The organism is Pseudomonas sp. GW704-F2, assembly GCF_059423025.1.
Map to the genome: position 1 here is coordinate 1 of NZ_JBWKXO010000034.1, position 24,956 is coordinate 24,956.

Sequence of the window (24,956 nt, forward strand, 5' to 3'; positions counted from 1 at the left end):
GGCTCCGTAAAGAGATCGGGAGCACAGCATCAGGCTTCAATGGGCGGCTTTGAATGTGTAGGTGATGGATCGCTTACTTCGTTATCGGAAGAAAGAACTGGTTGTTCAGCGATACGCCCAAAGGCGCTAGGGCAAGTACTCAACTTTACAGCCTGGTCGAGACTGCCAAAGCCAACGACCAAGAGCCCTATGCGTGGCTGCGCCACGCACTAGAACGGTTGCCACTGGCGACCTCGGTTGAAGATTAAGAAGCGCTGTTGCCGTGGAACTGCTCGCCGGTGTCGCCTAGCTAAGCGTGCCACCCATCTTGACGTCGGTGGGGTTTATGGAGCGCGTACAAAAAAGCTTGAGTTACAGGGTGTTAAATTACGGCTCGAAGCGGCGCTGTTGGTAGATCCAGTCAACGATTTCGCCGTCCGGGCAATAGCCGCTGACGGTGTCGCGGAGCAGTTGACGAACGCGGATATAATCGTCTTGATCCACGGCAGCGAGCAACTCGCTCAGCTTGACCTTGAGAACATCCCAAGAAAGGTGATCTTCATTAGCGCTCATGATCATCGGGTGCCGAGTGGCTAAAACGTTGTCACCAATCAGCAACTCTTCGTAAAGCTTTTCACCCGGACGTAGACCGGAGAACTCGATGGCAATATCACCATGCGGATTTTTTTCGGAACGAACGCTCAGGCCCGATAAGTGAATCATCTTTTCAGCCAGCTCGACGATTTTAACCGGTTCGCCCATGTCCAGAACAAAAACATCTCCACCCAGCCCCATCGAGCCTGCCTGGATAACCAGTTGAGCCGCTTCGGGGATAGTCATGAAGTAGCGGGTGATTTTCGGATGAGTAACAGTTAACGGTCCTCCAGACTTGATCTGTTTGTGAAAGAGCGGGATCACCGAGCCGGAAGAACCCAGCACATTACCGAAACGCACCATGGTAAAACGCGTTTTGTTAACCCGCGAGATGTTAGATCTATCACCAAATAATACTGGTGCCAGCTCAAGGCTTAAGGCTTGCAGAGTCAGCTCAGCCAGACGTTTGGTGCTGCCCATCACGTTGGTCGGGCGAACGGCTTTGTCTGTAGAAATCAGTACAAAATTCGACACCCCGGCCTGGAGCGCTGCCTGCGCAGTATTCAGCGTACCGAGAACATTGTTCAATACGCCCTCTGCGATATTGTGTTCAACCATTGGCACATGTTTGTAAGCCGCTGCATGATAGACCGTGTCAACGTGCCAGGTTTTCATCACATCCAGCAGTTTGGACTCATTACGTACAGAGCCGAGGATCGGCAACAACTTCACCAGTAGCGACTCTCGGGTAATACGTTGCTCAAGCTCTGAAAGAATGCTGTAGAGGTTGAATTCACTGTGCTCAAATAATAACAACGTGGTCGGCTGCAGGGCGAGAATCTGCCGGCAGAGCTCTGAGCCAATGGAACCGCCCGCCCCTGTTACCAGGACACTTTGCCCCTTGATACAATGCTCCAGCAGCTCATCCTGCACAGGTACCGCATCCCGCCCCAACAAGTCGGCGATGTCGACTTCCTGAATATCATCTACCTTGACCCGGCCACTGGCCAAGTCCATGAATCCGGGAACGCTTCGTACATGAAGAGGGAAACCCTCAAGGAAGCCAAGGATTTCGCGGCGGCGACCTCGGTTCGAAGAGGGAATGGCCAGTAGAATTTCTTGCGCCCCCGTTTCCTCGATCATCTGCTGAATTCGCTTGGGCTTGTATACCTGCAACCCGGAAATAACGCGCTCAGAGATTTCATTGTCATCGTCAATAAATGCCACTGGACGCATTATTCGCCCCATGCGCAGCGCAGCGACAAGCTGATTACCAGCAGCCCCCGCACCATAGATGGCAACCCTGGGTAACCCGTTATCCCTGCTAGTGAATGGTACGTGTTGAACAGCTGTAAACCAGTCCCCCAAGAAATACTGGCGCATCGCCAGACGCAGCCCGCCAATCATGATCAGACTAAGCCACCAATAGTTGAAGATGATCGAGCGCGGTACCACGTTTTGATGATTGCTATACCAATATACAACCACACCAAGAATAAGAGCTGACAAGCTGACTGCCTTGATGATTGCTATTAATGCGTCGTTACCAAAATAACGCATCACTGCACGGTACATCCCGAAGCGAATGAACAGAGGGACGGCCACCAGTGGGGCGGCGACGAATAGCCAGAAATGTCTGCTGACAGGATTTATCATTTCGTCGATACCAAGGCGAACGAGAAAGGCCACCCACAAGGAGAGCCAGACCAACACGACGTCGGTCCCGACCTGGATGAAACGCTTTTGTCGGCGCGAAAGCGCCAATAGAAACAATCTAACTTTATCCATAAAATCCCCGCCGTTCTTTACTATCTGCCCCTGAAGGTCCAGAGACGTGCATCGTATGCCCTCGGCACACTGTGAAGACAAAAACTGTTAATTTATTTTAAGTTAGAATTTTCAACTGCACCCGCGTTAAATTTAACCGTGAGAAAAATAAGCGGAATGTAAGCAAAAACCAATCCAAAAAAACCCACCATTGGGAATTTAGTGACTAAAAAAGCAATTGGCAATAACCAAAATATATTTATACAAAGCACAGCGACAGTAACGGGTAAATGTCCCGTAAACTTACGCGATGCGAACTGGTAACCGTGACTTCGGTGGGCCTCATATACCTTATCCCCTCGAAGCAATCTGCGAATCAACGTAAAGGTCGCATCGCAAATAAATACGCCGAGCATAATCAGCCAAGCCCAGATAAAGCCCGGCTTAGACCATGCCGCTTGCAGCGACAGAACACCCAACGTAATCCCCAGGAAACCGCTACCTGCGTCGCCCATGAATATTTTAGCCGGAGGAAAATTCCAAAAAAGAAATCCGGCTACCGCCATGGCGAGTATTGCGGGTGCCCAAATCAAATTTTCAGCGCCGAAAAGAAAGTAAATGGCGCACATCCCTAAACATGCGCTGATTGCCTCAACACTGGCTAGCCCGTCGATACCATCCATGAAATTATAAAGATTGAGCATCCATACAAGATAAAACGCTGCCAGCGCATGGCCTATCCAACCCAAATCTATAGCGATGCCAAAGATACTGAGAGCAGGTAATCCATTGAGCCAAAACAGTGCCCATAGCGCCGATACAAAATGACCTAACAACCGCCAACGTGCCGCGATATGCCCATGATCGTCCATAAAACCGATCACCGCTACTAAGCTACCGGCGCCGAGTAACCCAGTTAGCCAAGCATAGGGTTGTAATTGCAGGCATCCGAGCAAAACCAACGAAATCAAGAACGTCACGACAATTGCAACTCCACCGCCACGCGGAGTAGGAATTGAATGGGAACTCCGTTCGTTCGGGATGTCCATAATGCTACGATGCAACGCGTAGCGTCGCAACACTGCCGTCAAAACCAAAGATAACAACGCAACTATCGGAAAAATATACCAATACTTCATTTAGTTCGCTCGTTGAGAAAATGATCTGCCGTCTTGCGTAACCCCTGATCCACAGTGATCACCGGGCTCCATTCCAACAAGCGGCGAGCTTTGGTAATATCGACTTGCAACGAATCACATAGCCGTTGAGAAAGTGCAGTCTTCCCCAATAGCTTAGCGCCAGCTTTCAGTACCCACTCAGGAACAGACAACAGGCGTGCAGGACTGTTCAGCACATTTGCCAGTTTTTGTAATAGTTGCGTAGTGGAAACATCCTCGCCATCACTCACCAAGAATGTCTGATCGCAAGCCGCAGGGTGACTCACGCACGTGATTATGAAGTCCACCAGATTATCCAAAGCAACCAGACTGCGCTGATTACGTATCGCGCCGAATGGCAACGGTATTCCCCTTTGCAACCACTTCATCATGCTTTCGAAATTGGCGGTCACGCCCGGACCATAAACGAGCACTGGGCGAATAATGACAACTTCCAGGTCTGTCTCGGCAGCGATCAGACGCAAGCCTGCTTCGGCTTCCATTTTAGAAACGCCATATGGATCAACGGGTGCAGGCACATCAGTTTCCCGGTATGGATGCCCAGGCACGGTGCCCTCTCCATTGACTTTCACCGAACTTACGAAGATGAACCGCTTAGCACCTGCCATTGCGGCGCTGCGCGCCAATTTCAGCGTGTACCCGACATTGACCAGACGAAAAGCGGCCAGAGGATCAACTTCTGTATCATTCATGACGTGGACACGTGACGCGAGATGGATCACGACCTCAGCGCCTTTCAGCGCATCGAGGTCCGCATCAATAATGGAAAAATCGGGAACATGATGATAAACGACATTTTTGGCGGGCTGTGCGGGTACTCGTCGAACGATCGCGCGCACGTGACCATCAGTAAAGCTCATGAGTTTTTCAATCAAGCGCTTTCCCACAAACCCACTGCCACCGGTAACCAATATTCTGGTCATTTCTTCTGTCTCAAAATTGCCAATACGACGCACAATACTGTAAATACGATTTTATCGCGAACACGTCTACGGCACTTATAACCGGAGAAGGCTAAGCGAATCAGAGCGACTCGGCGCAAACTTATCCAACGTTGAACGAAAGGAGTATTTTCAACGCCCGTTAACCTAGAAATCAAAGCTGCCTGACTTAGCCACCAGCCGTTGAAAACCTGAAACAGTCGACTTTTAAGTGCTTTTAAACCGCTATTTACTCCGACCTGATTGTTACCATGTTGTCGATAACGCATATATGAGTGAACATCTATGATCCACTTATACCCATGAGTACGACTGAAGGCATAGCAGTACCAATCGTGAAGGGTAACGTTTTGAATATCCGAAAAACGATTAGCAATATGCTTCTGTAAATCGTGAAATAGCTCTTTTGAGAACACGTAAGTACACCCTGGGCCTGCAGCCTCGAAAAGATGATCGAACTCCACCTGGGGCTGAGACTTAACGATAAGTGTTTCTTTGCCATCAGGCCAAAATGCCGTGACGTTACTTGAATAGCCCTGAGCAACGGCTGAATGCATCACTCCAACAGCCTCAATCAACTTGTTGGGTAGCCAGATATCATCTTGATCAGCGAAGGAAAAGTAATCAAACTCCTTGAGCGGGGCATCGTTGATTAGCCGAAAAAAATTAGGTGCCGCGCCCCCGAACTTCCTCCCGTGCTCAAGGACCACGACATTCGGATTGCGCTCAGACAACGCACTGACCCACTCTTCAGTCTCGTCATTTGAGCTGTCGACGCTGATGAGCAATGTCACCGAAACGCCCTGCTGATTGAGTATTGAATGGACCTGATCGGAGATCCATTTCATGCCATTAAAAGCAGCGAGAAGAACAAGGAACTTAGGTTTCACAAATATATCCGAATAAAAATCAAGAAAAGACCGAATGATAATCTTCGACCACCTTCAAAGATGAAGCGTAGAAAACGGTGGCTATCCCAATGAGCATTAGCCAATAGAGAAATCTGCTTCGATAGTCAAATAATCGAATCAACATAACAAAGCAAGACATATCAAAAAAACCAAAAATCTCGGCAGATCTCAATGAAAAAGAATCGTTCCACGAGAGAGAAACCTGCAGGGCCAAACCGACGGCCGACAGACTTAAAACAAAACGCTCAGATTCGGTGAGTCGTTGATAAAGTACAATCAACACCGTCACAACCAGCGTGATGCGCGAAAGAAAATAGAAAGAGAACAATGACAGTGCGCTTGTATGATATTCGCCGTTAATATAAGGCGCCAGACGACTAAACCCACTCAAACGATCAGCAAATCCTGAAATCAAAGTACTCAACGCAAAAGCCGAGCCCAAGAGAACAGCAATCCCCACTCGTCCAACGTATCTAAACCCAAGTATGACGAGGGCGAAACAAGGAAGGAACACGATGACCGAAAGATGAAAACCAAGCGCTAAAAAATAAAAAATCAGGCCCTTTGTTTTCTGTCCCGTGTAAAAAAACATCATGCCACAGGAGGCGAGTGCTATCGCAACTCCGACACGAACCTGAACCATATCTTGAACGATATAGAATCGAGAAAAAATCATAAAGAAAAGCAGATAAGAAAAATAACCACGCAAAACAATATTTGAAAAAACTGATTTGGCGTATACCGAAATCAATGCAACAAGAGAAAAAAACACATAATCTGGCAGACCCAGCCAATGTATAAAACTGAACGTCAGTAAAAACCCTGGATCTTTAAATTCTTCAAATATTGATTCAGGCGACGTTCCGACTCGATAGAGCCAGTCAATATGATTCAAATAATCAGGCGCCACGTCAGATGCGCGCAGGCCTGCAAAAAGAACTAAGTATAAAAACAAAACAGCAAATAAAACGCGTGAAATCGCTGTTATGTTTTTCTGGTCGCGCACCAACGAAAAAAAACCGCACGATAACGCAGTCAAAAAAATTAACAGGTACAACATCAAAACCTACCTTTGAACATATTTCTCACTATGCCATCATAAAAAGCCTGGCACAACAATTTCGCGGAATACAACTTCCTCTTGGAACACAGCGTATAGCACACAATATAATAAGGAACCTTCCGCGCAAACTCAAAACGAGTCTGAATACGCGTGTTACTCCACACTGCAAGATAAGCAGCATTACGCACAATAAAATAGTTTCTAAAATCACTGTGCAGCGTAATTCTTTTTCCTAGAAGGGTTACAAACTCATCACCAATGCTGTGGCGCATTGTAACAAGTGGAGTCAAGTACGACCCATAACCAGCTATGGAGGCCCTCTCCCCCCACTCTATATCGACCCAATCAATAAACAAACTTTCCTGCATCAACCCTACGACGCTAAAAACACTAACCCGAATCAAAGACCCGGAAGCAATAATGTAATTACTAAGCACCGGAAGTGTAGAGTCTAAATCGATATCAATTTTCTTAGTGCCAAAAAATGACGACCTAAGTATTGGGGCTGCATCACCTGTTTTTTCATCGACAAATACAGGTCCTATTGCACCAACTTTAACACCCATATCGAGTAGTTTCTTCTCCTCGGCCAACAATGTGTTAACGGTACCCGGTAACAACTCACTGTCTTGGTCGAGCAGCAAAACGTGTGAATAGCCCGCTTTTTCGGCAAGTTGAGCACCAACATTATGTGCACGGGCTATACCGTAATTATCCTGAAGGGATTTATAAAATAATTTCCCGTCATCAAATCTACCCGCGTAATCATCAATACTTGATGCTGGCGTATTATCAATAATATACACAAGCTGAATCTGCTCATGGATACTGAGCAGCAACCTATCAAGTACGACCAGATCAGGTTTAAAAAGCACTACTACTGCGGCAACGGAAGAATTCATATAAATATTCTTAAAATATTGTTAACGTAGAGAAGCAAATGAACCAAGCATTTTTCTTGCTATCGCCGACCATTCATATGCTTTTACGTCATGCTCCGCATGAGCCCGCATAGTGGCTAAAGCTTGCTGGTCCAATTGAAGATAACGCAATATCTGAGAAACTATCCTCTCAATCGTTACCTGTTGAACATATAATGAATTAATTTCACTGGCCGGCCCATAATTTGAAACGACTATACAACCCGACGCCAGAGACTCTAAACAAGGATAGTGAAACGCATTATCCTGGAGAAGCCCAATGGCGATAAACAAGTCAACGCCTCTATAAAATTTCGCCAAATTTTCATCTCCATGAGGCGCACTCATCTCGATAAAGTCATAGCCTTTCAAGGCTATCGTTTTTGGAAGTTCGAAAGCCACTTTTAAGATTAAGTTCTTACCTGTCGTTGCTCTAACAAACTTTACTGCCTGCACAACCTCATAGGTGCCCTTCCAAGCCAGCTCCCGACCTATGCAGCCTAGAACTATTTCTTCGGAAGGAAACGGCCTGGGCGAAAACTTGAATATTTCCAAATCAATCCCCGGTTCAACAACACATTTCGCCTTTAACAACTTATAACTTTGGTAGATCTTGCCATTAACAATTCGTCGGAGCGGTAAGAAATATGAAGCCGACGCCATGAGATAGCCAAAGAAACCTATAAAACTTTTCTTATCATAAAAACTAGGTTCATAAGCCTGAATATAATAAAAACCTTTACCTGTCCCCAGAGCGCCCAACGCGACCGGAAATGCAGTTAAATTATAGCTTGCCAAAAAAACATCATATTCTTTACGATGCTTTAAAATAAACAGGAACATTCCTATAAGGTTAAAAATTCCTCGCACCACCGGTATGCGATGAAAAACATTCGAAAATACTCTGACATTAGCGAGCGTCGGATAGTAAGGCTTATTAATGAAGTGCGGCCCTAAAAACTCGACTTCGTGACCGCTCTCTATCAACTCGGTAGACAGTCTCGACAATACCCTCATCCCGCCGGCGCTGGAAAACGCGAGCATCGGGATTAAAATTTTCATTGGCCGCTCTTCATCGATGGGTCCGTCTGACCCTTAGAATGGGTATTCAGTGCGTACATCACACATACAGCCATAACAATCCAATAGAGGAAATAATTGAATGCATAGGCTTCAACCACTCCATCAAAACCATGCCATCGTGTGAACAGCAAAACCAAAAAGTACCATGACATGGAAAACAACACCTCTGTGACTATATATAACTTATACATAGCTTTACCCAGCATGACGTAAGCAAGTATCCAGCTCCCAACTTTCATCACATCACCAATGAGCTGGAACGCGAAGAGATCCCTCATCGGCAAAAATTGATTACTAAACAGAGTATAGATAACAAAATCGCGTAAAAAATACACTGCCACACAGCCTACTATGGCAGCAGGAAGCACAATTTTATAACCATCAATCACTTCTTTCAGAATGGCATTATAGCCAACAAGTTCAGAAAGACGGGGTAGATAATAAACCCCTAGCGTGGTCGTCACCAGCAAGAGGTATGCACTGCTTAGCCGCCACATCGCCTCCCAATAACCAGCGTACTCGATTCCAAATTCATTTGTTAAATGATCTCGAATCAATATTTGAGCGATCGGAAGACACACAGCAGTGGTCAACGCCATTACAGCATACTTACTCAAATCAACAGCGATACCTTTATCGAACCGTCCAAAAAAAAACTCGACTCGAAACCACTCGGCATGCCTGCATAAAAAAACAGTCGTAACGAAAGCCAGCGCCTGGTATATGCCGAGAGAAACCAAAGCTCCATAAAGCCCTAAGAACCAAGTGAGTAAGCCAGTCACTATCAAAGATAAGAAACTGCCAGCAATGTTAGCGATCACTAATGTTTTTACATCTTTTTTTCCATTGATGATGGCCATCAACAAAGCATTGAATGTAAAAAATACCAGGGATAACGCAACCCACAAAAATACACTGGCGTATTCTTCTTTTTTAAAAAAATACAATGATAATCTATGGCTAAACACTGCAACCGCAATGCCTACAGCAAAAGAACCTACAACAGCCAAAGCTGTCGAGGTCTTCCAAACCGCCTGCTGCTTGCTCGGATCATCAGCATACTCAGCTGTGTACTTGGTAACACCGGTATTAACAGCACCACTGGAGAGCGTTATTATCATCGTAAGGGCGTTCTGTAGTTGCCCCAGAGCAGCATAACCTGACGGCCCAACATACAGTGCCAAAATCTTATTGATTCCCAAGAGGGTCAACATTTTAACGACAACAGCTATTCCGTTAAAAAAGCTGGTCTTCACAAGGTTCATTTGCTTTCTTTAACCACAAAACTATTGCATGCGCGCACGACGGCTTCAGCATCGCTCAGCGACAAGGTTGGACCAATCGGCAAGCTCAAGATCTGATTATGTATTTTCTCTGAGACCGGGAAAGAGCAGCCAGCTAATTCAGCATAGGCCTGCTGGTGATGTGGAGGAATCGGGTAGTGAATTAACGTTTGAATTCCACTTTCCAAAAAGTGTTTTTGAAGCGCTTCTCTTTGCTCGCAGAGCACAGTGTATACATGCCACACGTGACTTGTATTCTGCAAAGTCTCGAAAGCGTCGGACTCAGGCAAAACAATTGCGAGGTTACTGATGGTTCTGGTGTACAGGTCAGCAATCCGACGGCGGTGAGTCGTTTGCTCGTCCAGATATTTTAGTTTTACAGACAAACAAGCGGCTTGAATCTCGTCCAATCGGCTATTCATTCCACGGTACAGATTTTTGTACTTTTCGTGAGAACCGTAATTACGTAAAGCCCTAAGCGTCGACGCTAGCACTTCATCATTTGTAGTAATTGCACCCGCATCACCAAGCGCACCAAGATTTTTTCCAGGATAGAAGCTGAAACCGGAGGCATGGCCCCAGTTACCGGCTTTCCTTCCATCCATGCTGGCCCCGTGGGATTGAGCAGAATCTTCCAGCACGAGTAGGCCAGATCGCTCAGCGAGCTCCATGATGGCCGGCATATCCGCAAGACGACCATATAAATGCACGGGCAGAATCGCTTTGGTTCTGCTAGTAATAGCGTCTTCTGCCTTAAGGGGGCACATATTGAACGTCGCAGGGTCCGGCTCTACTAGAACAGGTACAAGTCCATTCTCTGATATAGCGAGAATACTCGCGATATAGGTATTTGAAGGAACAAGAATCTCATCCCCTTCGCTCAAATAGCCCAGCTCTTTCCATGCCCGGATGACCAGTACCAGAGCGTCAAGCCCGTTTGCAACGCCAATACAATGCTTCGTTCCGCAATACTCAGCATAGCTCTGTTCAAACTGCTGCAGTTCGCTTCCGCCTATATACCAACCGGAATCGATGACTCGGGTACACGCGTCAATCAGTTCCTGGCGGCACATGTGATTGATTGACTTCAAATCGAGAAAATTTATCATTTGGCTAAGTACCTAATAACTTTAGCTGGATTACCAACAACGACTGCATGATCAGGAATATCGGAAACGACTACAGCGCCCGCACCTACCATCGCGTACTCGCCAATAGTCACTCCTGGCAAGATCGTCGCGTTGGCACCGATGCTGGCACCTCGCTTGATAGTAATCCCTGAAAAAATCTCCGGGTAAACTTTGGAACGGGGCAAAGCGTCATTCGTAAATGTGGCGTTGGGTCCGATGAACACGCCATCAGCAACTACCGTTCCTTCCCAGAGAAATACGCCCGACTTTATCGTTACATTGTTGCCTACCGATACACCGTTTTCTATCAGCGTATGCGCACAAACGTTGCAGTTTTCACCAATGACCGCACCGTCAAAAATCACTGCAAACTGCCACACCCGAGTGTCTTTTCCGATGCTTGTGCTTTTCACATCGGCGAGCGGATGAATTTTAGGCATGTTTTGTCAGCTCCAAAAATGCGTCGTAATTCCGAATATAATCCTGTTCGTCGTAATAATCATTGGCTAACACTAACAACACACAATCTGCGCTGAACTCATGCATTTCGTGCCAAATCATTTTATCAATGACGATAGCCTTGTCAGCTGCGTCCAACCAAACTTCTTCTTTATTTACACCGTCGTCCATTTTCATCAGGCAACGTCCTGACACACAGACCGCGACTTGAGTGAGTTCCTTATGAGCGTGAAACCCACGAGGCACGCCGATTTGCGTATCGGCCAAATAATAGACACGCCTTATAGCGAATGGGATATTTTTGTTATTCTCAAGCACAATAAGGTGGCCACGATCATCACCCAATTTCTTGATATCTAAAAAATTTATCAAACTCATTCTACAGCTACCGATAAGCTTTCGACACCGAGGGCTTCATCGTCTTTAGCACTGACAATGTAATCTTCGGCTCCTGGCCATTCGATAGAAAGTAGCGGATCATTCCAATGAAGCGCCCCCTCAGACTTTTTATCGTAGTAATCAGTGGTCTTATAAAGGAAGTGCGTATCATCTTCTAACGCAACGAATCCGTGAGCAAAGCCTTCAGGAATCCACAGCATTAGATTGTTAACTGTATTTAATTCAACGCCAACCCATTGCAGATAGGTAGGTGAACCGGGGCGGATATCAACTGCAACATCAAAAACCGCTCCCCTTACAACCCGGACCAATTTTCCTTGTGCATGTGGCGCACGTTGAAAATGAAGTCCACGTAAAACCCCTTTAGCGGAATAAGAGTGATTATCTTGTACGAACACATTCGGGGCAGACAGGCCGAGATCCTTCAGAGCCGCATCAAATTTCGCTTGATTGAAACTTTCCATGAACCAGCCGCGTTCATCAGTGTGAACACCAGGTTCAATTATCACGACGTCCGGAATCGAGGTTTGGATCAATTTCATTTATCACAAGCCTCTTTAAGTAGCTTCTGCAGGTACTGCCCGTACCCTGTTTTTTTGAGTTTCTCAGCTTGTTCACTAAGTTGCTCTGGCGAGATCCAACCGCTGCTGAAGGCGATTTCTTCAAGGCAAGCTACTTTAAGCCCCTGACGGTGTTCGATGGTATGAACGAAGTGGCTCGCTTCAAGCAACGACTCGTGAGTACCTGTGTCAAGCCAGGCGAAGCCTCGACCTAACATTTCCACCGTTAATGATTTGTCGTCCAGGTAAGCCTTGTTTACATCTGTAATCTCGAGCTCACCACGCGGTGAAGGCTTGATGTTCTTTGCAATTTCAACAACACGGTTATCGTAGAAATACAAACCTGTAACTGCATAGTTTGACTTAGGCAGTGCTGGCTTTTCCTCGATGCTGAGCGCGCGGCCGCTGTGGTCAAATTCAACCACCCCAAAACGCTCAGGGTCCGAAACATGATAACCAAACACTGTCGCGCCGGAACTTTGAGACATCGCAGAGCGCAGATTATCGGAGAAATGCTGGCCATAGAAAATGTTGTCGCCCAGAATCAGACAGCAAGGATTATTACCAATAAACTCTTCGCCGATGATGAAAGCTTGTGCCAATCCGTCCGGGCTCGGCTGTTCTGCATAGGTGAGTTCGATACCGTATTGGCTACCGTCGCCCAGCAATTTTTTGAAGCACGGCAGGTCTTCTGGAGTAGAAATAATCAGGATTTCACGCATGCCAGCTAGCATCAGAACGGACAGCGGGTAAAAAATCATCGGCTTGTCAAAGATGGGCAACATCTGTTTGGACACGCCCAACGTCAAGGGGTGCAGGCGCGTACCGGAACCGCCTGCCAGGATAATGCCTTTGCGTTTAATAACCGTCATTTCTCTAAAACTTCCTTTAACATCCGAGTCACACCACCGCGCCATTCAGGCAGGTGGATGGAAAAAGTCTGACGCAGTTTCTCGGTATTGAGCCGTGAATTCAATGGTCGACGGGCAGGCGTTGGGAACCGCGATGTTGGAATAGGGTTTACAACCTTTACCTGCATCGGCAGTGCCATAGATTTGCCGTAATCGATGACCACCTGGGCGTACTCGTGCCAAGAGGTAAACCCTCCGGCCGCCAAATGATAAACCCCAGCTACAGATGGATCTATCAGTGCCTTCCTGACAGCAACTGCGCATACATCGGCGATAAGATCCGCGCCAGTAGGCGCGCCAATCTGGTCCGCAATGACGTTAAGTTCTTCGCAATCCGCAGCAAGGCGCAGCATCGTCTTGGCAAAATTATTGCCTTTTACACCGTAAACCCAGCTTGTACGAAAAATCAGGTACTTGCAGCCTGACGCTGCAATGGCTTGCTCGCCCATCAGTTTCGTAGTGCCGTAATAATTGACTGGAGAGACCGCGTCGTTCTCCTGCCATGGCGTGTCGCCTTCGCCGTCAAATACATAATCCGTGGAAAAATGCACAAACCAGCACCCGAGCTTGTTCGCCTCTTCAGCGATTGCCGCCACCGCCGTCGCATTGATTTGCAACGCAAGATCTTTATCGGACTCAGCCTTGTCCACAGCAGTATAAGCGGCTGCATTGACGATTATGTCCGGAGCTATTTGCTGGATGGTGGCGCGCAAGGACTGGTCACTGGCAAGGTCGCCGTACAGACCATTGCTCACGTTGCGATCAAGCGCGACGACAGTGCCCAACGTCGCAAGGGAACGTTGAAGCTCCCAACCCACCTGGCCATTTTTACCTAGCAGCAAAACTTTCATGTCAGGCTTTACGCTCGGTATAGTTTTTTTCGATCCATTGCTGGTAGTTACCGCTTTTCACGTTCTCTACCCAAGCTTGATTCTGCAGATACCACTCAACCGTTTTGCGAATACCCGAATCGAATGTCTCCTCGGGCTTCCAGCCCAGCTCACGCTGAATTTTGCTTGCGTCGATCGCATAGCGCCGGTCGTGTCCTGGACGATCCTGAACGTAAGTAATCAGCTGCGCGTGCGGACGATGAGACGACTCAGGGCAAAGCTCATCCAACAGGGCGCACACGGTGTGTACCACTTCGAGATTCTTCTTCTCGTTGTGACCGCCAATATTGTAGGCCTCGCCGATTTCGCCCTCAGTCACCACTTTATAAAGAGCGCGGGCATGGTCTTCCACGTACAACCAGTCACGAACCTGATCACCCTTGCCATAAATAGGCAGGGGCTTGCCTTCGAGTGCATTCAAGATGACCAGGGGTATCAGCTTTTCAGGGAAGTGGCACGGACCGTAGTTATTCGAGCAGTTCGTTATGATTGCCGGTAAACCATAGGTTCGAGTCCACGCCCGAACCAAGTGGTCGGAACCTGCTTTGCTGGCCGAATAAGGAGAGCTGGGCTGGTAAGGCGTCTGCTCGGTAAACAGGTCTTCCGGACCATCAAGGTCACCATATACCTCATCAGTGGAGATATGATGGAAACGAAAGCGCTGTTTGGCGTCAGGATTCAGACCCATCCAGTAATGACGTACCGCTTCAAGGAGAGTGTAGGTACCGACGATATTAGTCTGAATAAAATCCGATGGGCCACTGATCGAGCGGTCCACATGGGATTCTGCAGCAAGGTGCATGACTGCATCCGGCTGATGCTTTTCAAACACTCGCTTGAGTTGGTCGGCATCGCAAATATCAACGCGCTCAAAGCTATATCGGCTACTCGTGGCGATTTCTCCCAGTGACTCTAGGTTGCCAGCATAGGTCAGTTTATCGAGATTGACCACCAAATCCTTGGTATTGGCGATGATATGGCGGACAACTGCCGAACCAATGAAACCAGCGCCACCGGTCACTAATATTTTCAAAACACTCTCCTTAAACTCAAACAGCGCTAGAAGCGCTCATTCGTCATTAAAGCTTTCGCATTTGACTCTGGAAAAATTATGAACTAGGGGGAAGCACCTTATCATGATGGCTTTTCGCGATCAGCCTCATCTGGCCTCGCTTGGTCGTTAACGCGGTCCCCCTTTGGAAGGTCTGAAGTACACACCATTTTTTACGCCTTTGCCTGAGGCTCAAAAAATGCACGCGCATAAAAAAGGCTTTTTTGCTCTCAATTAATGATTAATTCGTAGACCGCGCCTTTCAGAGCCGTTGGCCTATATCACCTACTCACGCTGCTTATGCCGATCGACGGATTTATAAGCATCTATAAATTCGACAGGACGGTCATCGAATCGCCTCACGTGCGTCAAACTAAGTACAATAGCCGTTTTAAGCATCGATCTCGACGTGTTCTTTCACACAAAAAATATCGTTCTCTTTTTTGATTCGATACATTTCGGAATTCCGTTCGCAGCTCGAGCTCTTGGTAGAGCTCAACGCGTAACGTTGGTTCAAACACGACACCGAAATGCCATGACCTATCACGAACGACCCTCAATCAGTTAATCAGCCGAAAAAATCCACACCAACATTCATGCCTTTCCAGCAAGCCACGAACTGGCACATCATATTCGTTTGATACAGCGACTCTTCCTAGCTGGATCATGCCGCTATGAAACAGTTTCGCGTCAAATGAGCGCGCAACACGACAATGGACCGCCGCCCTGCGCGACCTTCTTCAGCTTTTGGATGATACCACTCGATAAAAGCAATCAATCCTAACACCTGCGCCCTCCCGAGCTGGGAGGGTCCGCGGCAAGTTTTTACCACATATACAAATCTTTTTCAGAGCTGCATAGCCGCGTTAAAACCAATTCGAAAGCCGAAAGGTTCAGCGTCGCTTATGGCTGCGGGCTTAGATTCAATACTCAGACTTACCAAAAATTTCACAGACAAGCGGGCACACGCCAGATAGCGGTGCCCTGGGGATCGAGAGCGATAAAAGCCATTCGAATAAAGACAGGTACGATCAATCACACAACGCCGCTCAGCTACTTTTGGACAGCTAAGGTTGAGCACCACTGATCGACTTAGCATCGCTAAGCGCACGAGAGAGCACGGTCGGGGTGCTACCGGTGGTAGAGGCGCCGCCGGCGAGAACCATATGCCTGATGAGCGCGATGAAAACCGCCAATACAGCCCCTCCAAACAAACCAAGCACCACGATAAGTAGACGATTTGGGTTAGCCGGCGCTAGCGGCTCGAGGGCCTGCTGATCGATAGTGACTAATTTGATGTCCGCCATATCAGTATTCAAGTGCCTCAAACGGGTCATCTCTGCACGCAACGGCTGAACACCGGCGAGAAAAACATCCTCATTTTTCCGTGCGCTCAGCACTTCAATTTCGCGGTTGGCCGCCAGCAACTGAAGTTCCTTCGCGATCTGGGCGACGCGAGGATCGGTGAAGTCATCCGACCTACGCTGCCCCAACGCGGCAAGCTCAGCCTTAAGCGCCTCCACGCCCATAAAATAAAGAGGGATTTGCTGATTATTTACTTCGGTGCGAATCAAGCTGCCAGAGCCCGCACTGTCAGAATCACCGAATGAAGACGGCGTAGCCGGTTTTTGGATACCTAAGGTTCTGGCGATTCCGACAGCTTCATTCAGTTGAGAAATACGATCGCTGCGCAACGCCTTCAATTGCGAACGTAAGGCCGCCAACTCGTCCTGTAACTGCGCACGCCTTAATGAGTCGACTTCGCGCAGAGAAGCAATTTTGGCTTCTTTCTCAACGTTGTAGTTCGAGCGCGCCGAATCGAGTTTTCCTTTGAGTTCATTGAGCCGGTTTTGGACGATTACACTCACATCCGCACTGATCTGCTCACGCTCACGGCCAATGGCGTAGTCAACCAAACCATTCAGAATGGCAACGCCATCGATACCTCTTGGATAAGTCATTTCAAGCTTGACATAATTGCTCATTGTATATTTTTTATCTGAATCCGGCAAAATCAAATGAATGGAATTGCGATTGAACGCCTCAAAACTCTGCTCCAGTGTCTCTCCCGGACGAACAAACCTTTCGAATAGATTCTGGTTGGCCCTAAAGAAAGCTAAGCGAGTATCGTAAGATTCCAGCGCCGCGCCAATCTTGAGAAGCGCATCGGCCGGTGGCAGTTGGTAAACCTCAGAGCGATTCAGTGCATCCAAATCATTGATGGCCGCAGGACGCAACACCACACTGACCTGGTATTGTGGAGTTGCCAGAAACGCATAACACGCCGCAATCAAGCCAACTGCCAGTGTTACTAGAAGCAGTAGCTTTTTTTGATGCCAGACAGATTTCAAAAGCTCGACGAGATCTATTTCGCCGGAAGAACGTACTGTGGGGGCACGGAAACTACTACTCACAACAAAAACCTGCCTTCAAAAAGAAACTGCGGGCTCGTTATGCAGACCAAATTGTGTCTTTTTTATTCTAATTAGATGACCGTCAAAACCCAGCGTCTCTGCCAAATTTCGAGCGCACAAAATGCCTGTTATCGAGAACAGATTTCATTTTGCCATCTCTCTGACATATTACAAGTCTTGACATGAGCGGTAGGCTTTTCCTACAGGTATAGGGGTAGCCCTGATGCAGCACGTCCAAGGAGAGTGAAAACAGAAAGGATTTTCCGAATCTACGAGCTGAAACCCAATGAATCCGCGGATTTTTTACTTGAGGGCGGCCGCATCATTACAAGGCGGCGCAGAAATTGACGGGCTATTTTAGGGCAGTTTTCTGACGGACGGTTGTCTCAGTCTGCATGCGATTTTTGTGGAACGGGAGAGAGCTCCCTAGGCACGCCCTGCAGGAGTCGACTTATGACGCCGACTGCGCACCAATACGCCTAACAATGGCCCTATCAGCATGCCGACAATCAACGCCACGGTCACGAACACCGACACCGGCATCTGCCCGGTCGCCAGGCCAAGGAACGAGAGAGACACGCCCTGCTGGTTTTCGAGCACAAACGCTATAACCACCAGTGCGACCACCAGCACTGTCAGTAACACCACGGCGCGCTTAATCCCACGCATAATCTTCTCCTACCCTAAAGACACTCAGACGTTTTCTTCTTCGTCTTCGTTCACTCGATCACGCAATTCCTTGCCCGGCTTGAAGTGAGGCACGAACTTGCCGTCCAGGCTGACGGATTGCCCGGTCTTAGGGTTACGGCCTACGCGCGGGGCGCGGTAGTGTAGCGAGAAGCTGCCAAACCCTCGGATCTCAATACGATCGCCCGTAGCCAGGCATTGGGACATTTGTTCAAGCATGGTCTTGATGGCCAGCTCCACATCCTTGGATGAAAGCAGCCCTTGATGGGTGACAATTCGTTCGATCAACTCCGACTTCGTCATATTTTTCCCTTCTTTTTCAAGCAGCTAGGAAAAGCGCTTCAAAGGTTTTAGCATGACTTGATGAATTTGAACAGCCCATCCAATAACTTATCTACACGCCAGATCGACTTCACTATCAAGCGCTTACGCGCTCAATTGCAGATCACCAGCATCGTGCGGGTAACGGCGCCTGCCGGGTTCCAGCCGAACAAGTAATCCCCTTCCTCGTCCTTGGCGTCACTGGACCTTGTGATGACCTTGTACCCCTGCATCTTGCACTCTCGAGCCGCGCGCTTCTCGCACTTCTCCCAGTTGGAGCCCAAGCCTGAGCAGTCGATCTCGATGCCACTGACGCCATGCCGTGCGTGAGTCTTGGCATTGGTGGCGGCGCAACCTGCAAGCATGGCCATTGCGAACACTAAGATGAGCCTGTTCATTGAAAATCCTTACTGAATCAGCAGCACGGGAATAGCTTATCCAAAGACTATAATCAGTTCTGACACCGATCAGCTCTACGTGATTCTAAGTTGTTGATTCAACAAATTTCAGGCACAAAAAAGGGCGACCGAAGTCGCCCTTTTTCTATGGCCTGACAGAACTCAGTTCTGTTTTTCCATTTGTGCACGCAGCAGGTCGCCCAGAGTGGTAGGACCAGCAGAAGGCTCAGAGGTAGCTGGCTTGTCGCGCAGGCTCTGGATGGCTTCTTTCTCTTCAGCATCGTCTTTCGACTTGATGGAGAGCTGGATTACGCGGCTCTTGCGGTCAACGCTGATGATCTTGGCTTCTACTTCTTCGCCTTCTTTCAGAACGTTGCGCGCGTCTTCAACGCGGTCACGGCTGATTTCGGAGGCTTTCAGAGTCGCTTCGATATCGTCGGCCAGGGTGATGATGGCGCCTTTAGCGTCAACTTCTTTCACGATGCCTTTAACGATTGCGCCTTTGTCGTTCTCTTGAACGTACTCGGAGAACGGATCGCTTTCCAGTTGCTTGATGCCCAGGGAGATGCGCTCGCGCTCTGGGTCAACCGACAGGATAACGGTGTCCAGCTCGTCGCCCTTCTTGAAGCGACGAACAGCTTCTTCGCCCACTTCGTTCCAGGAGATGTCGGACAGGTGAACCAGGCCGTCGATGCCGCCGTCCAGACCAATGAAGATACCGAAATCGGTGATCGACTTGATGGTGCCGGAGATTTTATCGCCCTTGTTGAACTGGCCAGAGAAATCTTCCCATGGGTTAGATTTGCACTGCTTGATGCCCAGGGAGATACGACGACGCTCTTCGTCGATGTCCAGAACCATAACTTCCACTTCGTCGCCGACTTGTACGACTTTCGAAGGGTGGATGTTTTTGTTGGTCCAGTCCATTTCGGAAACGTGTACCAGGCCTTCAACGCCTTCTTCCAGCTCAGCGAAGCAGCCGTAGTCGGTCAGGTTGGTAACACGCGCGGTCACGCGGGTGCTTTCTGGGTAACGGGCTTTGATAGCGACCCATGGATCTTCACCCAGTTGCTTCAGGCCCAGGGAAACACGGTTGCGTTCGCGATCGTATTTCAGAACCTTGACATCGATCTCGTCGCCAACGTTGACGATTTCGGAAGGATGCTTGATACGCTTCCAAGCCATGTCGGTAATGTGCAGCAGGCCATCGACGCCACCCAGATCGACGAATGCGCCGTAATCGGTGAGGTTCTTGACGATACCTTTGACTTGTTGGCCTTCCTGCAGGGATTCCAGCAGAGCTTCACGCTCGGCGGAGTTCTCTGCTTCCAGGACGCTACGACGGGAAACGACAACGTTGTTGCGTTTCTGATCGAGCTTGATGACCTTGAATTCGAGTTCCTTGCCTTCCAGGTGCGTGGTGTCGCGCACTGGACGGACGTCGACCAAAGAACCTGGCAGGAACGCACGGATGCCGTTAACGTCGACAGTGAAGCCGCCTTTAACCTTACCGTTGATAACGCCCTTGACCACTTCTTCAGCTGCGAAGGCTGCTTCGAGAACAATCCAGCATTCAGCGCGCTTGGCTTTTTCACGGGACAGCTTGGTTTCACCGAAACCGTCTTCAACCGAGTCCAGAGCAACGTGAACTTCGTCACCGACATTGATAGTCAGATCGCCAGCGTCGTTGTAGAACTGCTCAAGCGGGATGAGTGCTTCAGACTTCAGACCAGCGTGAACGGTTACCCAGCGAGCTTGGTAATCGATATCAACGATAACACCGGTGATGATGGAGCCTGCCTGAAGGTTCAGGGTTTTTAGGCTTTCTTCAAAGAGTTCCGCAAAGCTTTCGCTCATTTTAATTCCTGTTGATAAGGGCGAAGAATACGCCCATCTCCACGCCCCAGACGGTGTGGGTTAGTTTCAATTAAAAGAAGCACCGCAGGACTATGACTGGTCCCCTGCAGACTTCTTGGTCACCCGGCGATATCGCGAATAGCGATTTCACTCAAGATGCGTTCCAGCACCTGCTCGATGGACAACTCCGTGGAATCCAGCTGTATGGCATCAGCCGCCGGCTTGAGCGGGGCTACTGCGCGCTGGGTATCACGCTCGTCGCGTGCACGGATCTCATCTAGCAGACTCGACAGACTAACACCATCCACTTTGCCCTTCAACTGCAAGTAGCGGCGACGCGCCCGCTCCTCGGCACTGGCGGTCAGGAAAATCTTCAGCGGCGCCTCGGGAAATACCACCGTGCCCATGTCGCGGCCATCGGCTACCAGGCCCGGCGGTTCCTGAAACGCGCGCTGGCGCTGCAGCAGCGCATCACGCACGGCCGGCAGCGCGGCAACCTGGGAGGCCCAGGAACCGACTTGTTCGTTACGCAGGTCATCGGTCACATCGTCCCCTTCCAGGATGATGCGCTGGGGATGACCTTCCGTCGCAGCGACGAACTGCACATCAAGGTGCGCCGCCAGCAGCTTCAGAGATTCTTCGTTGGTGAGGTCGACGCCGTGGTTGCGGGCGGCAAATGCCAGCAGGCGGTACAGCGCGCCGGAATCCAGCAGGCACCAGCCCAGGCGCTTGGCCAGGATGCCGGCGATCGTGCCTTTGCCCGAGCCGCTTGGCCCGTCGATGGTAATCACCGGTGCTTTGATATTCACAATTGAGCCTCTTGGGCAACACGGATGCCGACTTGGGCACACAGTGTAAGAAAGTTCGGAAAAGACGTAGCAACATTGGCGCAGTCACGGATACGAATCGGCGCCGTTGCCCGCAGCGAAGCCACGCTGAACGCCATGGCGATCCGGTGATCGCCATGGGCATGCACTTCGCCACCGCCCATCAGGCCACCGTCAATGATAATCCCATCAGGGGTGGGTTCACACTTCACGCCAAGGGCGAGCAGACCATCGGCCATGACCTGGATACGGTCGGACTCCTTGACCCGCAATTCTTGTGCACCGCGCAGGACGGTTCGCCCTTCAGCGCAGGCAGCAGCCACAAACAGCACAGGAAATTCATCGATTGCCAACGGCACCAGCGCTTCGGGGATCTCGATCCCTTTCAACGCAGCCGCCCGCACCCGCAGGTCGGCCACCGGTTCGCCGCCCACTTCGCGCGGGTTTTCCAGGCGGATATCCGCGCCCATCAGCCGCAGGATATCGATCACCCCGGTGCGCGTCGGATTGATGCCGACATGTTCCAGCAACAGCTCGGAACCTTCCGCGATTGACGCCGCCACCAGGAAAAATGCCGACGAGGAAATATCCCCCGGCACTTCGATATGGGTGGCGACCAGCGCATGGCCCGACTCGACCGTCGCCGTTGCACCCACGACCTCTACCGGATAACCGAAACCGCGCAGCATGCGCTCGGTATGGTCGCGGGTCGGTGCCGGCTCGGTGACGGACGTCTTGCCCTCGGCATAGAGGCCCGCCAGCAGCAGGCAGGATTTGACCTGCGCACTGGCCATCGGCAGCACATACGTCAGGCCTTTCAACTTCTGGCCGCCACGGATGGTCAGCGGTGGGCGCCCTTCCGGCCCGGTTTCGATCACCGCGCCCATCTTCCGCAGCGGCTCGGCCACGCGGTTCATTGGGCGCTTGGACAACGAAGCATCGCCGGTCAGCACGCTGTCGAAGGCCTGTGCGGCGAGTAAGCCGGACAGCAGGCGCATGGAGGTGCCGGAGTTACCGAGATAAATCGGCCCCGGCGCCGGCTTCAAACCATGAAGCCCGACACCATGAATGGTCACGCGCCCGTGGTGCGGCCCCTCGATCACCACGCCCATGTCGCGAAACGCCTGCAAGGTCGCCAGGGCATCTTCACCCTCAAGGAAACCTTCGACTTCGGTCACGCCCTCGGCCAACGAACCGAGCATGATCGACCGATGGGAGATCGACTTGTCGCCCGGCACCCGAATACGCCCGCTCAAGCGGCCGCCCGGGTTGGCGAGGAAAGTCAGGTCGTCGGCGTTCACTGCGGTTTCCATGTAGGCCCGGCGTGCCAGGATCTTGCTGAAATGTTCACGCGCCACCCGCGCACGGGTAAACACGCCCAATAATTGGTGACCATCCCCGGCATCGACCGCGTCGCGCAAGGCGTCAAGGTCGCTGCGGAAGGTGTCCAGGGTGCGCAACACGGCCTCGCGGTTGGCGAGGAAGATGTCGTGCCACATCACCGGGTCGCTGCCGGCGATCCGCGTAAAATCGCGAAAGCCACCGGCGGCATAGCGGAAAATCTCGAGGTTTTCGTTGCGTTTGGCCAACGAATCCACCAATCCGAACGCCAGCAGATGGGGCAGATGACTGGTCGCCGCCAGCACTTCGTCGTGGCGCTCGACCTGCATATGCTCAACATCCGCGCCCAGCTCGCGCCACAGACGATCGACCACGGCCAAGGCCGCCGGATCGGTTTGCGCCAGCGGCGTCAGAATCACTTTATGCCGACGGAACAACTGCGCATTGGACGCTTCCACCCCGCTCTGCTCGGAACCGGCAATCGGATGGCCCGGCACAAAACGCGCGGGCATCTCGCCAAACGCCTGCTGCGCCGCCCGCACCACATTGCCCTTGGCGCTGCCGACGTCGGTGAGGATCGCCTGGCCGAGGTCCATGCCGGCCAGCACCGCCAGCAACTTCTCCATGGCCAGGATCGGCACGGCGAGCTGGATCACATCGGCGCCCTGGCATGCGAGCGCCAGGTCGGTTTCACAGCGATCGACGACACCCAGCTCAACCGCCAACTTGCACGATTGCGGGTCCAGGTCCACGCCGACCACTTCGCCACACAACCCGCTCTCGCGCAGGCCCTTGGCGAAGGAACCACCGATCAACCCCAGACCGACCACCACCAGGCGACCGATCATAGGCACAGCAGGTTGCAATGCAGTGACATCAACCACGGGCCAGAACCTTGGCCAGCGCCTCCAGGAAGCGGCTGTTCTCAGCCGGCAGACCGACGGTGATGCGCAGGTGGTTCGGCATGCCGTAGTTGGCCACCGGACGCACGATCACGCCTTCGCGCAGCAAGCCCTGGAACACCGGGGCCGCCACTTGGCCGAGATCGACGCAGATGAAGTTGCCCTTGGACGGAATCCAGCCCAGGCCCAGCTCACGAAAGCCTGCCTGCAACTGCAGCATGCCGCTTTCGTTGATGCGACGCCCTTCTTCCAGGTACTCGGCATCCTGCAACGCTGCGCAGGCCGCCGCCAGGGCAAGGCTGTTGACGTTGAACGGCTGACGCACACGGTTGAGCACATCGGCCACCACCGCCGTCGACAGACCATAACCGACGCGCAGCGACGCCAGGCCATAAGCCTTGGAGAACGTGCGCGAGACCAGCAGGTTCGGGTAGGCCGCGAGGAAATCCAGGCCGTCGGGCAGGTCGCTGCCTTCGGCGTACTCGATGTAGGCCTCGTCCAGCACCACCAGCACATGTTCCGGCACATCCTGTAGGAAGTCGTTCAGTGCCTGTGCATCGAACCAGGTGCCGGTCGGGTTGTTCGGGTTAGCGATAAACACGACGCGGGTCTGTGCATCGATCGCCGCCAGCATGGCCGGCAGGTCGTGACCCCAGTCCTTGGCAGGAATAACCCGCGCATCGGCACCGACGGCCTGGGTGACGATCGGGTAGACCGCAAACGCGTGCTCGCTGAACACGGCGTTCAGGCCGGGCGCCAGATAGGCACGACCGACCAGTTCAAGAATGTCGTTGGAGCCGTTGCCCAGGGTCACCTGATTCAGCTCGACCCCGCACTTCTGCGCCAGCAGGGACTTGAGGGCAAAACCGTTGCCATCCGGATAACGGGTCAGCTCGGCCAGTTCTTCACGAATCGCCGCCAGCACCTTGGGGCTTGGGCCCAGTGGGTTCTCGTTACTGGCCAGCTTGACGATCTTCGCCGGGTCCAGGTTCAACTCACGCGCCAGCTCGTCCACAGGCTTGCCTGGAACGTAAGGCGACAGTTGTTGCACGCCCGGCTGCGCCAGGGCGAGGAAGTTGCCACTCATGTT

The 24,956-nt window shown here is 50.8% G+C and carries 23 protein-coding genes and 1 pseudogene; 1 reads left to right on the forward strand and 23 read right to left on the reverse strand.

The features are described 5' to 3' along the window. Window positions 1–77: 77 nt before the first annotated feature. Window positions 78–248, forward strand: a pseudogene (locus AC07W0_RS23535) (transposase domain-containing protein); the annotation flags it as partial. 118 nt (window positions 249–366) lie between these two features. Here AC07W0_RS23535 and AC07W0_RS23540 read toward each other — a convergent pair. From AC07W0_RS23540 to hisC, 23 genes are all read right to left on the reverse strand, one after another. After that, window positions 367–2,361, reverse strand: coding sequence for a polysaccharide biosynthesis protein (locus AC07W0_RS23540; protein ID WP_102618364.1), 1,995 nt, complete (start codon window positions 2,359–2,361; stop codon window positions 367–369). 92 nt (window positions 2,362–2,453) lie between these two features. After that, entirely contained in the window at window positions 2,454–3,479 is a 1,026-nt protein-coding gene (locus AC07W0_RS23545; RefSeq protein ID WP_102618365.1) for an MraY family glycosyltransferase, read from the reverse strand. Next, window positions 3,476–4,441: a UDP-glucose 4-epimerase family protein gene (locus AC07W0_RS23550; protein ID WP_102618366.1), complete on the reverse strand. Its 966-nt coding sequence runs from the start codon at window positions 4,439–4,441 to the stop codon at window positions 3,476–3,478. Before AC07W0_RS23550 ends, AC07W0_RS23545 begins: the two co-directional genes overlap by 4 nt. Next, entirely contained in the window at window positions 4,438–5,349 is a 912-nt protein-coding gene (locus tag AC07W0_RS23555) for a glycosyltransferase (protein ID WP_309474176.1), read from the reverse strand. Before AC07W0_RS23555 ends, AC07W0_RS23550 begins: the two co-directional genes overlap by 4 nt. A gap of 19 nt (window positions 5,350–5,368) precedes the next feature. Next, on the reverse strand, window positions 5,369–6,430 hold the full coding sequence (locus AC07W0_RS23560; protein WP_102618368.1) for an EpsG family protein: 1,062 nt from the start codon (window positions 6,428–6,430) through the stop codon (window positions 5,369–5,371). Further along, on the reverse strand, window positions 6,430–7,335 hold the full coding sequence (locus AC07W0_RS23565) for a glycosyltransferase family 2 protein (RefSeq protein ID WP_102618369.1): 906 nt from the start codon (window positions 7,333–7,335) through the stop codon (window positions 6,430–6,432). The genes AC07W0_RS23560 and AC07W0_RS23565 overlap by 1 nt, the downstream gene beginning before the upstream one ends. Window positions 7,336–7,356: 21 nt before the next feature. Beyond that, complete coding sequence (locus tag AC07W0_RS23570) at window positions 7,357–8,415, reverse strand: glycosyltransferase family protein (protein WP_102618370.1); 1,059 nt, start codon at window positions 8,413–8,415, stop codon at window positions 7,357–7,359. After that, on the reverse strand, window positions 8,412–9,701 hold the full coding sequence (locus AC07W0_RS23575; protein WP_102618371.1) for an O-antigen translocase: 1,290 nt from the start codon (window positions 9,699–9,701) through the stop codon (window positions 8,412–8,414). The genes AC07W0_RS23570 and AC07W0_RS23575 overlap by 4 nt, the downstream gene beginning before the upstream one ends. Further along, window positions 9,698–10,828 (reverse strand): DegT/DnrJ/EryC1/StrS family aminotransferase, encoded by a 1,131-nt coding sequence (locus AC07W0_RS23580; RefSeq protein WP_102618372.1) that lies wholly within the window; start codon window positions 10,826–10,828, stop codon window positions 9,698–9,700. The genes AC07W0_RS23575 and AC07W0_RS23580 overlap by 4 nt, the downstream gene beginning before the upstream one ends. After that, on the reverse strand, window positions 10,825–11,289 hold the full coding sequence (locus AC07W0_RS23585; protein WP_102618373.1) for an acyltransferase: 465 nt from the start codon (window positions 11,287–11,289) through the stop codon (window positions 10,825–10,827). The genes AC07W0_RS23580 and AC07W0_RS23585 overlap by 4 nt, the downstream gene beginning before the upstream one ends. Continuing rightward, a complete protein-coding gene (locus AC07W0_RS23590) occupies window positions 11,282–11,686 on the reverse strand; it encodes a sugar 3,4-ketoisomerase (RefSeq protein WP_102618374.1) in 405 nt (134 codons plus the stop codon). The genes AC07W0_RS23585 and AC07W0_RS23590 overlap by 8 nt, the downstream gene beginning before the upstream one ends. Beyond that, window positions 11,683–12,249, reverse strand: coding sequence for a dTDP-4-dehydrorhamnose 3,5-epimerase (rfbC, locus tag AC07W0_RS23595; RefSeq protein WP_102618375.1), 567 nt, complete (start codon window positions 12,247–12,249; stop codon window positions 11,683–11,685). Before rfbC ends, AC07W0_RS23590 begins: the two co-directional genes overlap by 4 nt. Next, window positions 12,246–13,139 carry a glucose-1-phosphate thymidylyltransferase RfbA gene (gene rfbA, locus AC07W0_RS23600; RefSeq protein WP_102618376.1) on the reverse strand — a complete coding sequence of 298 codons (894 nt, stop codon included), beginning with the start codon at window positions 13,137–13,139 and terminating at the stop codon, window positions 12,246–12,248. The genes rfbC and rfbA overlap by 4 nt, the downstream gene beginning before the upstream one ends. Then, on the reverse strand, window positions 13,136–14,029 hold the full coding sequence (gene rfbD, locus AC07W0_RS23605) for a dTDP-4-dehydrorhamnose reductase (protein ID WP_102618377.1): 894 nt from the start codon (window positions 14,027–14,029) through the stop codon (window positions 13,136–13,138). The genes rfbA and rfbD overlap by 4 nt, the downstream gene beginning before the upstream one ends. A 1-nt stretch (window position 14,030) precedes the next feature. Further along, window positions 14,031–15,101: a dTDP-glucose 4,6-dehydratase gene (gene rfbB, locus AC07W0_RS23610; protein WP_102618378.1), complete on the reverse strand. Its 1,071-nt coding sequence runs from the start codon at window positions 15,099–15,101 to the stop codon at window positions 14,031–14,033. A gap of 1,085 nt (window positions 15,102–16,186) precedes the next feature. Then, window positions 16,187–17,533, reverse strand: a complete 1,347-nt coding sequence (locus tag AC07W0_RS23615; protein ID WP_102618379.1) for a Wzz/FepE/Etk N-terminal domain-containing protein — start codon at window positions 17,531–17,533, stop codon at window positions 16,187–16,189. 426 nt (window positions 17,534–17,959) lie between these two features. Then, window positions 17,960–18,202: a LapA family protein gene (locus tag AC07W0_RS23620; protein ID WP_057003754.1), complete on the reverse strand. Its 243-nt coding sequence runs from the start codon at window positions 18,200–18,202 to the stop codon at window positions 17,960–17,962. Between the two features lie 24 nt (window positions 18,203–18,226). Beyond that, window positions 18,227–18,523, reverse strand: a complete 297-nt coding sequence (gene ihfB / locus AC07W0_RS23625; RefSeq protein ID WP_017848846.1) for an integration host factor subunit beta — start codon at window positions 18,521–18,523, stop codon at window positions 18,227–18,229. Between the two features lie 131 nt (window positions 18,524–18,654). Next, window positions 18,655–18,939, reverse strand: coding sequence for a hypothetical protein (locus AC07W0_RS23630; protein WP_017848847.1), 285 nt, complete (start codon window positions 18,937–18,939; stop codon window positions 18,655–18,657). A gap of 162 nt (window positions 18,940–19,101) precedes the next feature. After that, entirely contained in the window at window positions 19,102–20,796 is a 1,695-nt protein-coding gene (gene rpsA, locus AC07W0_RS23635) for a 30S ribosomal protein S1 (RefSeq protein WP_003218806.1), read from the reverse strand. Window positions 20,797–20,915: 119 nt separating this feature from the next. Next, on the reverse strand, window positions 20,916–21,605 hold the full coding sequence (cmk, locus tag AC07W0_RS23640) for a (d)CMP kinase (protein ID WP_017848848.1): 690 nt from the start codon (window positions 21,603–21,605) through the stop codon (window positions 20,916–20,918). Next, the gene (locus AC07W0_RS23645) at window positions 21,602–23,812 is read right to left on the reverse strand and encodes a bifunctional prephenate dehydrogenase/3-phosphoshikimate 1-carboxyvinyltransferase (protein ID WP_233098857.1); all 2,211 of its coding nucleotides are present in this window, start codon (window positions 23,810–23,812) and stop codon (window positions 21,602–21,604) included. The genes cmk and AC07W0_RS23645 overlap by 4 nt, the downstream gene beginning before the upstream one ends. Window positions 23,813–23,840: 28 nt before the next feature. Continuing rightward, window positions 23,841–24,953 (reverse strand): histidinol-phosphate transaminase, encoded by a 1,113-nt coding sequence (hisC, locus tag AC07W0_RS23650; protein ID WP_017848850.1) that lies wholly within the window; start codon window positions 24,951–24,953, stop codon window positions 23,841–23,843. Window positions 24,954–24,956 lie beyond the last annotated feature (3 nt).

Coding starts and splice junctions, on each gene's coding strand:
- AC07W0_RS23540 (WP_102618364.1), bottom strand. CDS start 2,361: ATGGATAAAGTTAGATTGTTTCTATTGGCGCTTTCGCGCCGACAAAAG.
- AC07W0_RS23545 (WP_102618365.1), bottom strand. CDS start 3,479: ATGAAGTATTGGTATATTTTTCCGATAGTTGCGTTGTTATCTTTGGTT.
- AC07W0_RS23550 (WP_102618366.1), bottom strand. CDS start 4,441: ATGACCAGAATATTGGTTACCGGTGGCAGTGGGTTTGTGGGAAAGCGC.
- AC07W0_RS23560 (WP_102618368.1), bottom strand. CDS start 6,430: ATGTTGTACCTGTTAATTTTTTTGACTGCGTTATCGTGCGGTTTTTTT.
- AC07W0_RS23565 (WP_102618369.1), bottom strand. CDS start 7,335: ATGAATTCTTCCGTTGCCGCAGTAGTAGTGCTTTTTAAACCTGATCTG.
- AC07W0_RS23570 (WP_102618370.1), bottom strand. CDS start 8,415: ATGAAAATTTTAATCCCGATGCTCGCGTTTTCCAGCGCCGGCGGGATG.
- AC07W0_RS23575 (WP_102618371.1), bottom strand. CDS start 9,701: ATGAACCTTGTGAAGACCAGCTTTTTTAACGGAATAGCTGTTGTCGTT.
- AC07W0_RS23580 (WP_102618372.1), bottom strand. CDS start 10,828: ATGATAAATTTTCTCGATTTGAAGTCAATCAATCACATGTGCCGCCAG.
- AC07W0_RS23585 (WP_102618373.1), bottom strand. CDS start 11,289: ATGCCTAAAATTCATCCGCTCGCCGATGTGAAAAGCACAAGCATCGGA.
- AC07W0_RS23590 (WP_102618374.1), bottom strand. CDS start 11,686: ATGAGTTTGATAAATTTTTTAGATATCAAGAAATTGGGTGATGATCGT.
- rfbC (WP_102618375.1), bottom strand. CDS start 12,249: ATGAAATTGATCCAAACCTCGATTCCGGACGTCGTGATAATTGAACCT.
- rfbA (WP_102618376.1), bottom strand. CDS start 13,139: ATGACGGTTATTAAACGCAAAGGCATTATCCTGGCAGGCGGTTCCGGT.
- rfbD (WP_102618377.1), bottom strand. CDS start 14,029: ATGAAAGTTTTGCTGCTAGGTAAAAATGGCCAGGTGGGTTGGGAGCTT.
- AC07W0_RS23620 (WP_057003754.1), bottom strand. CDS start 18,202: ATGCGTGGGATTAAGCGCGCCGTGGTGTTACTGACAGTGCTGGTGGTC.
- ihfB (WP_017848846.1), bottom strand. CDS start 18,523: ATGACGAAGTCGGAGTTGATCGAACGAATTGTCACCCATCAAGGGCTG.
- AC07W0_RS23630 (WP_017848847.1), bottom strand. CDS start 18,939: ATGAACAGGCTCATCTTAGTGTTCGCAATGGCCATGCTTGCAGGTTGC.
- rpsA (WP_003218806.1), bottom strand. CDS start 20,796: ATGAGCGAAAGCTTTGCGGAACTCTTTGAAGAAAGCCTAAAAACCCTG.
- AC07W0_RS23645 (WP_233098857.1), bottom strand. CDS start 23,812: ATGATCGGTCGCCTGGTGGTGGTCGGTCTGGGGTTGATCGGTGGTTCC.
- hisC (WP_017848850.1), bottom strand. CDS start 24,953: ATGAGTGGCAACTTCCTCGCCCTGGCGCAGCCGGGCGTGCAACAACTG.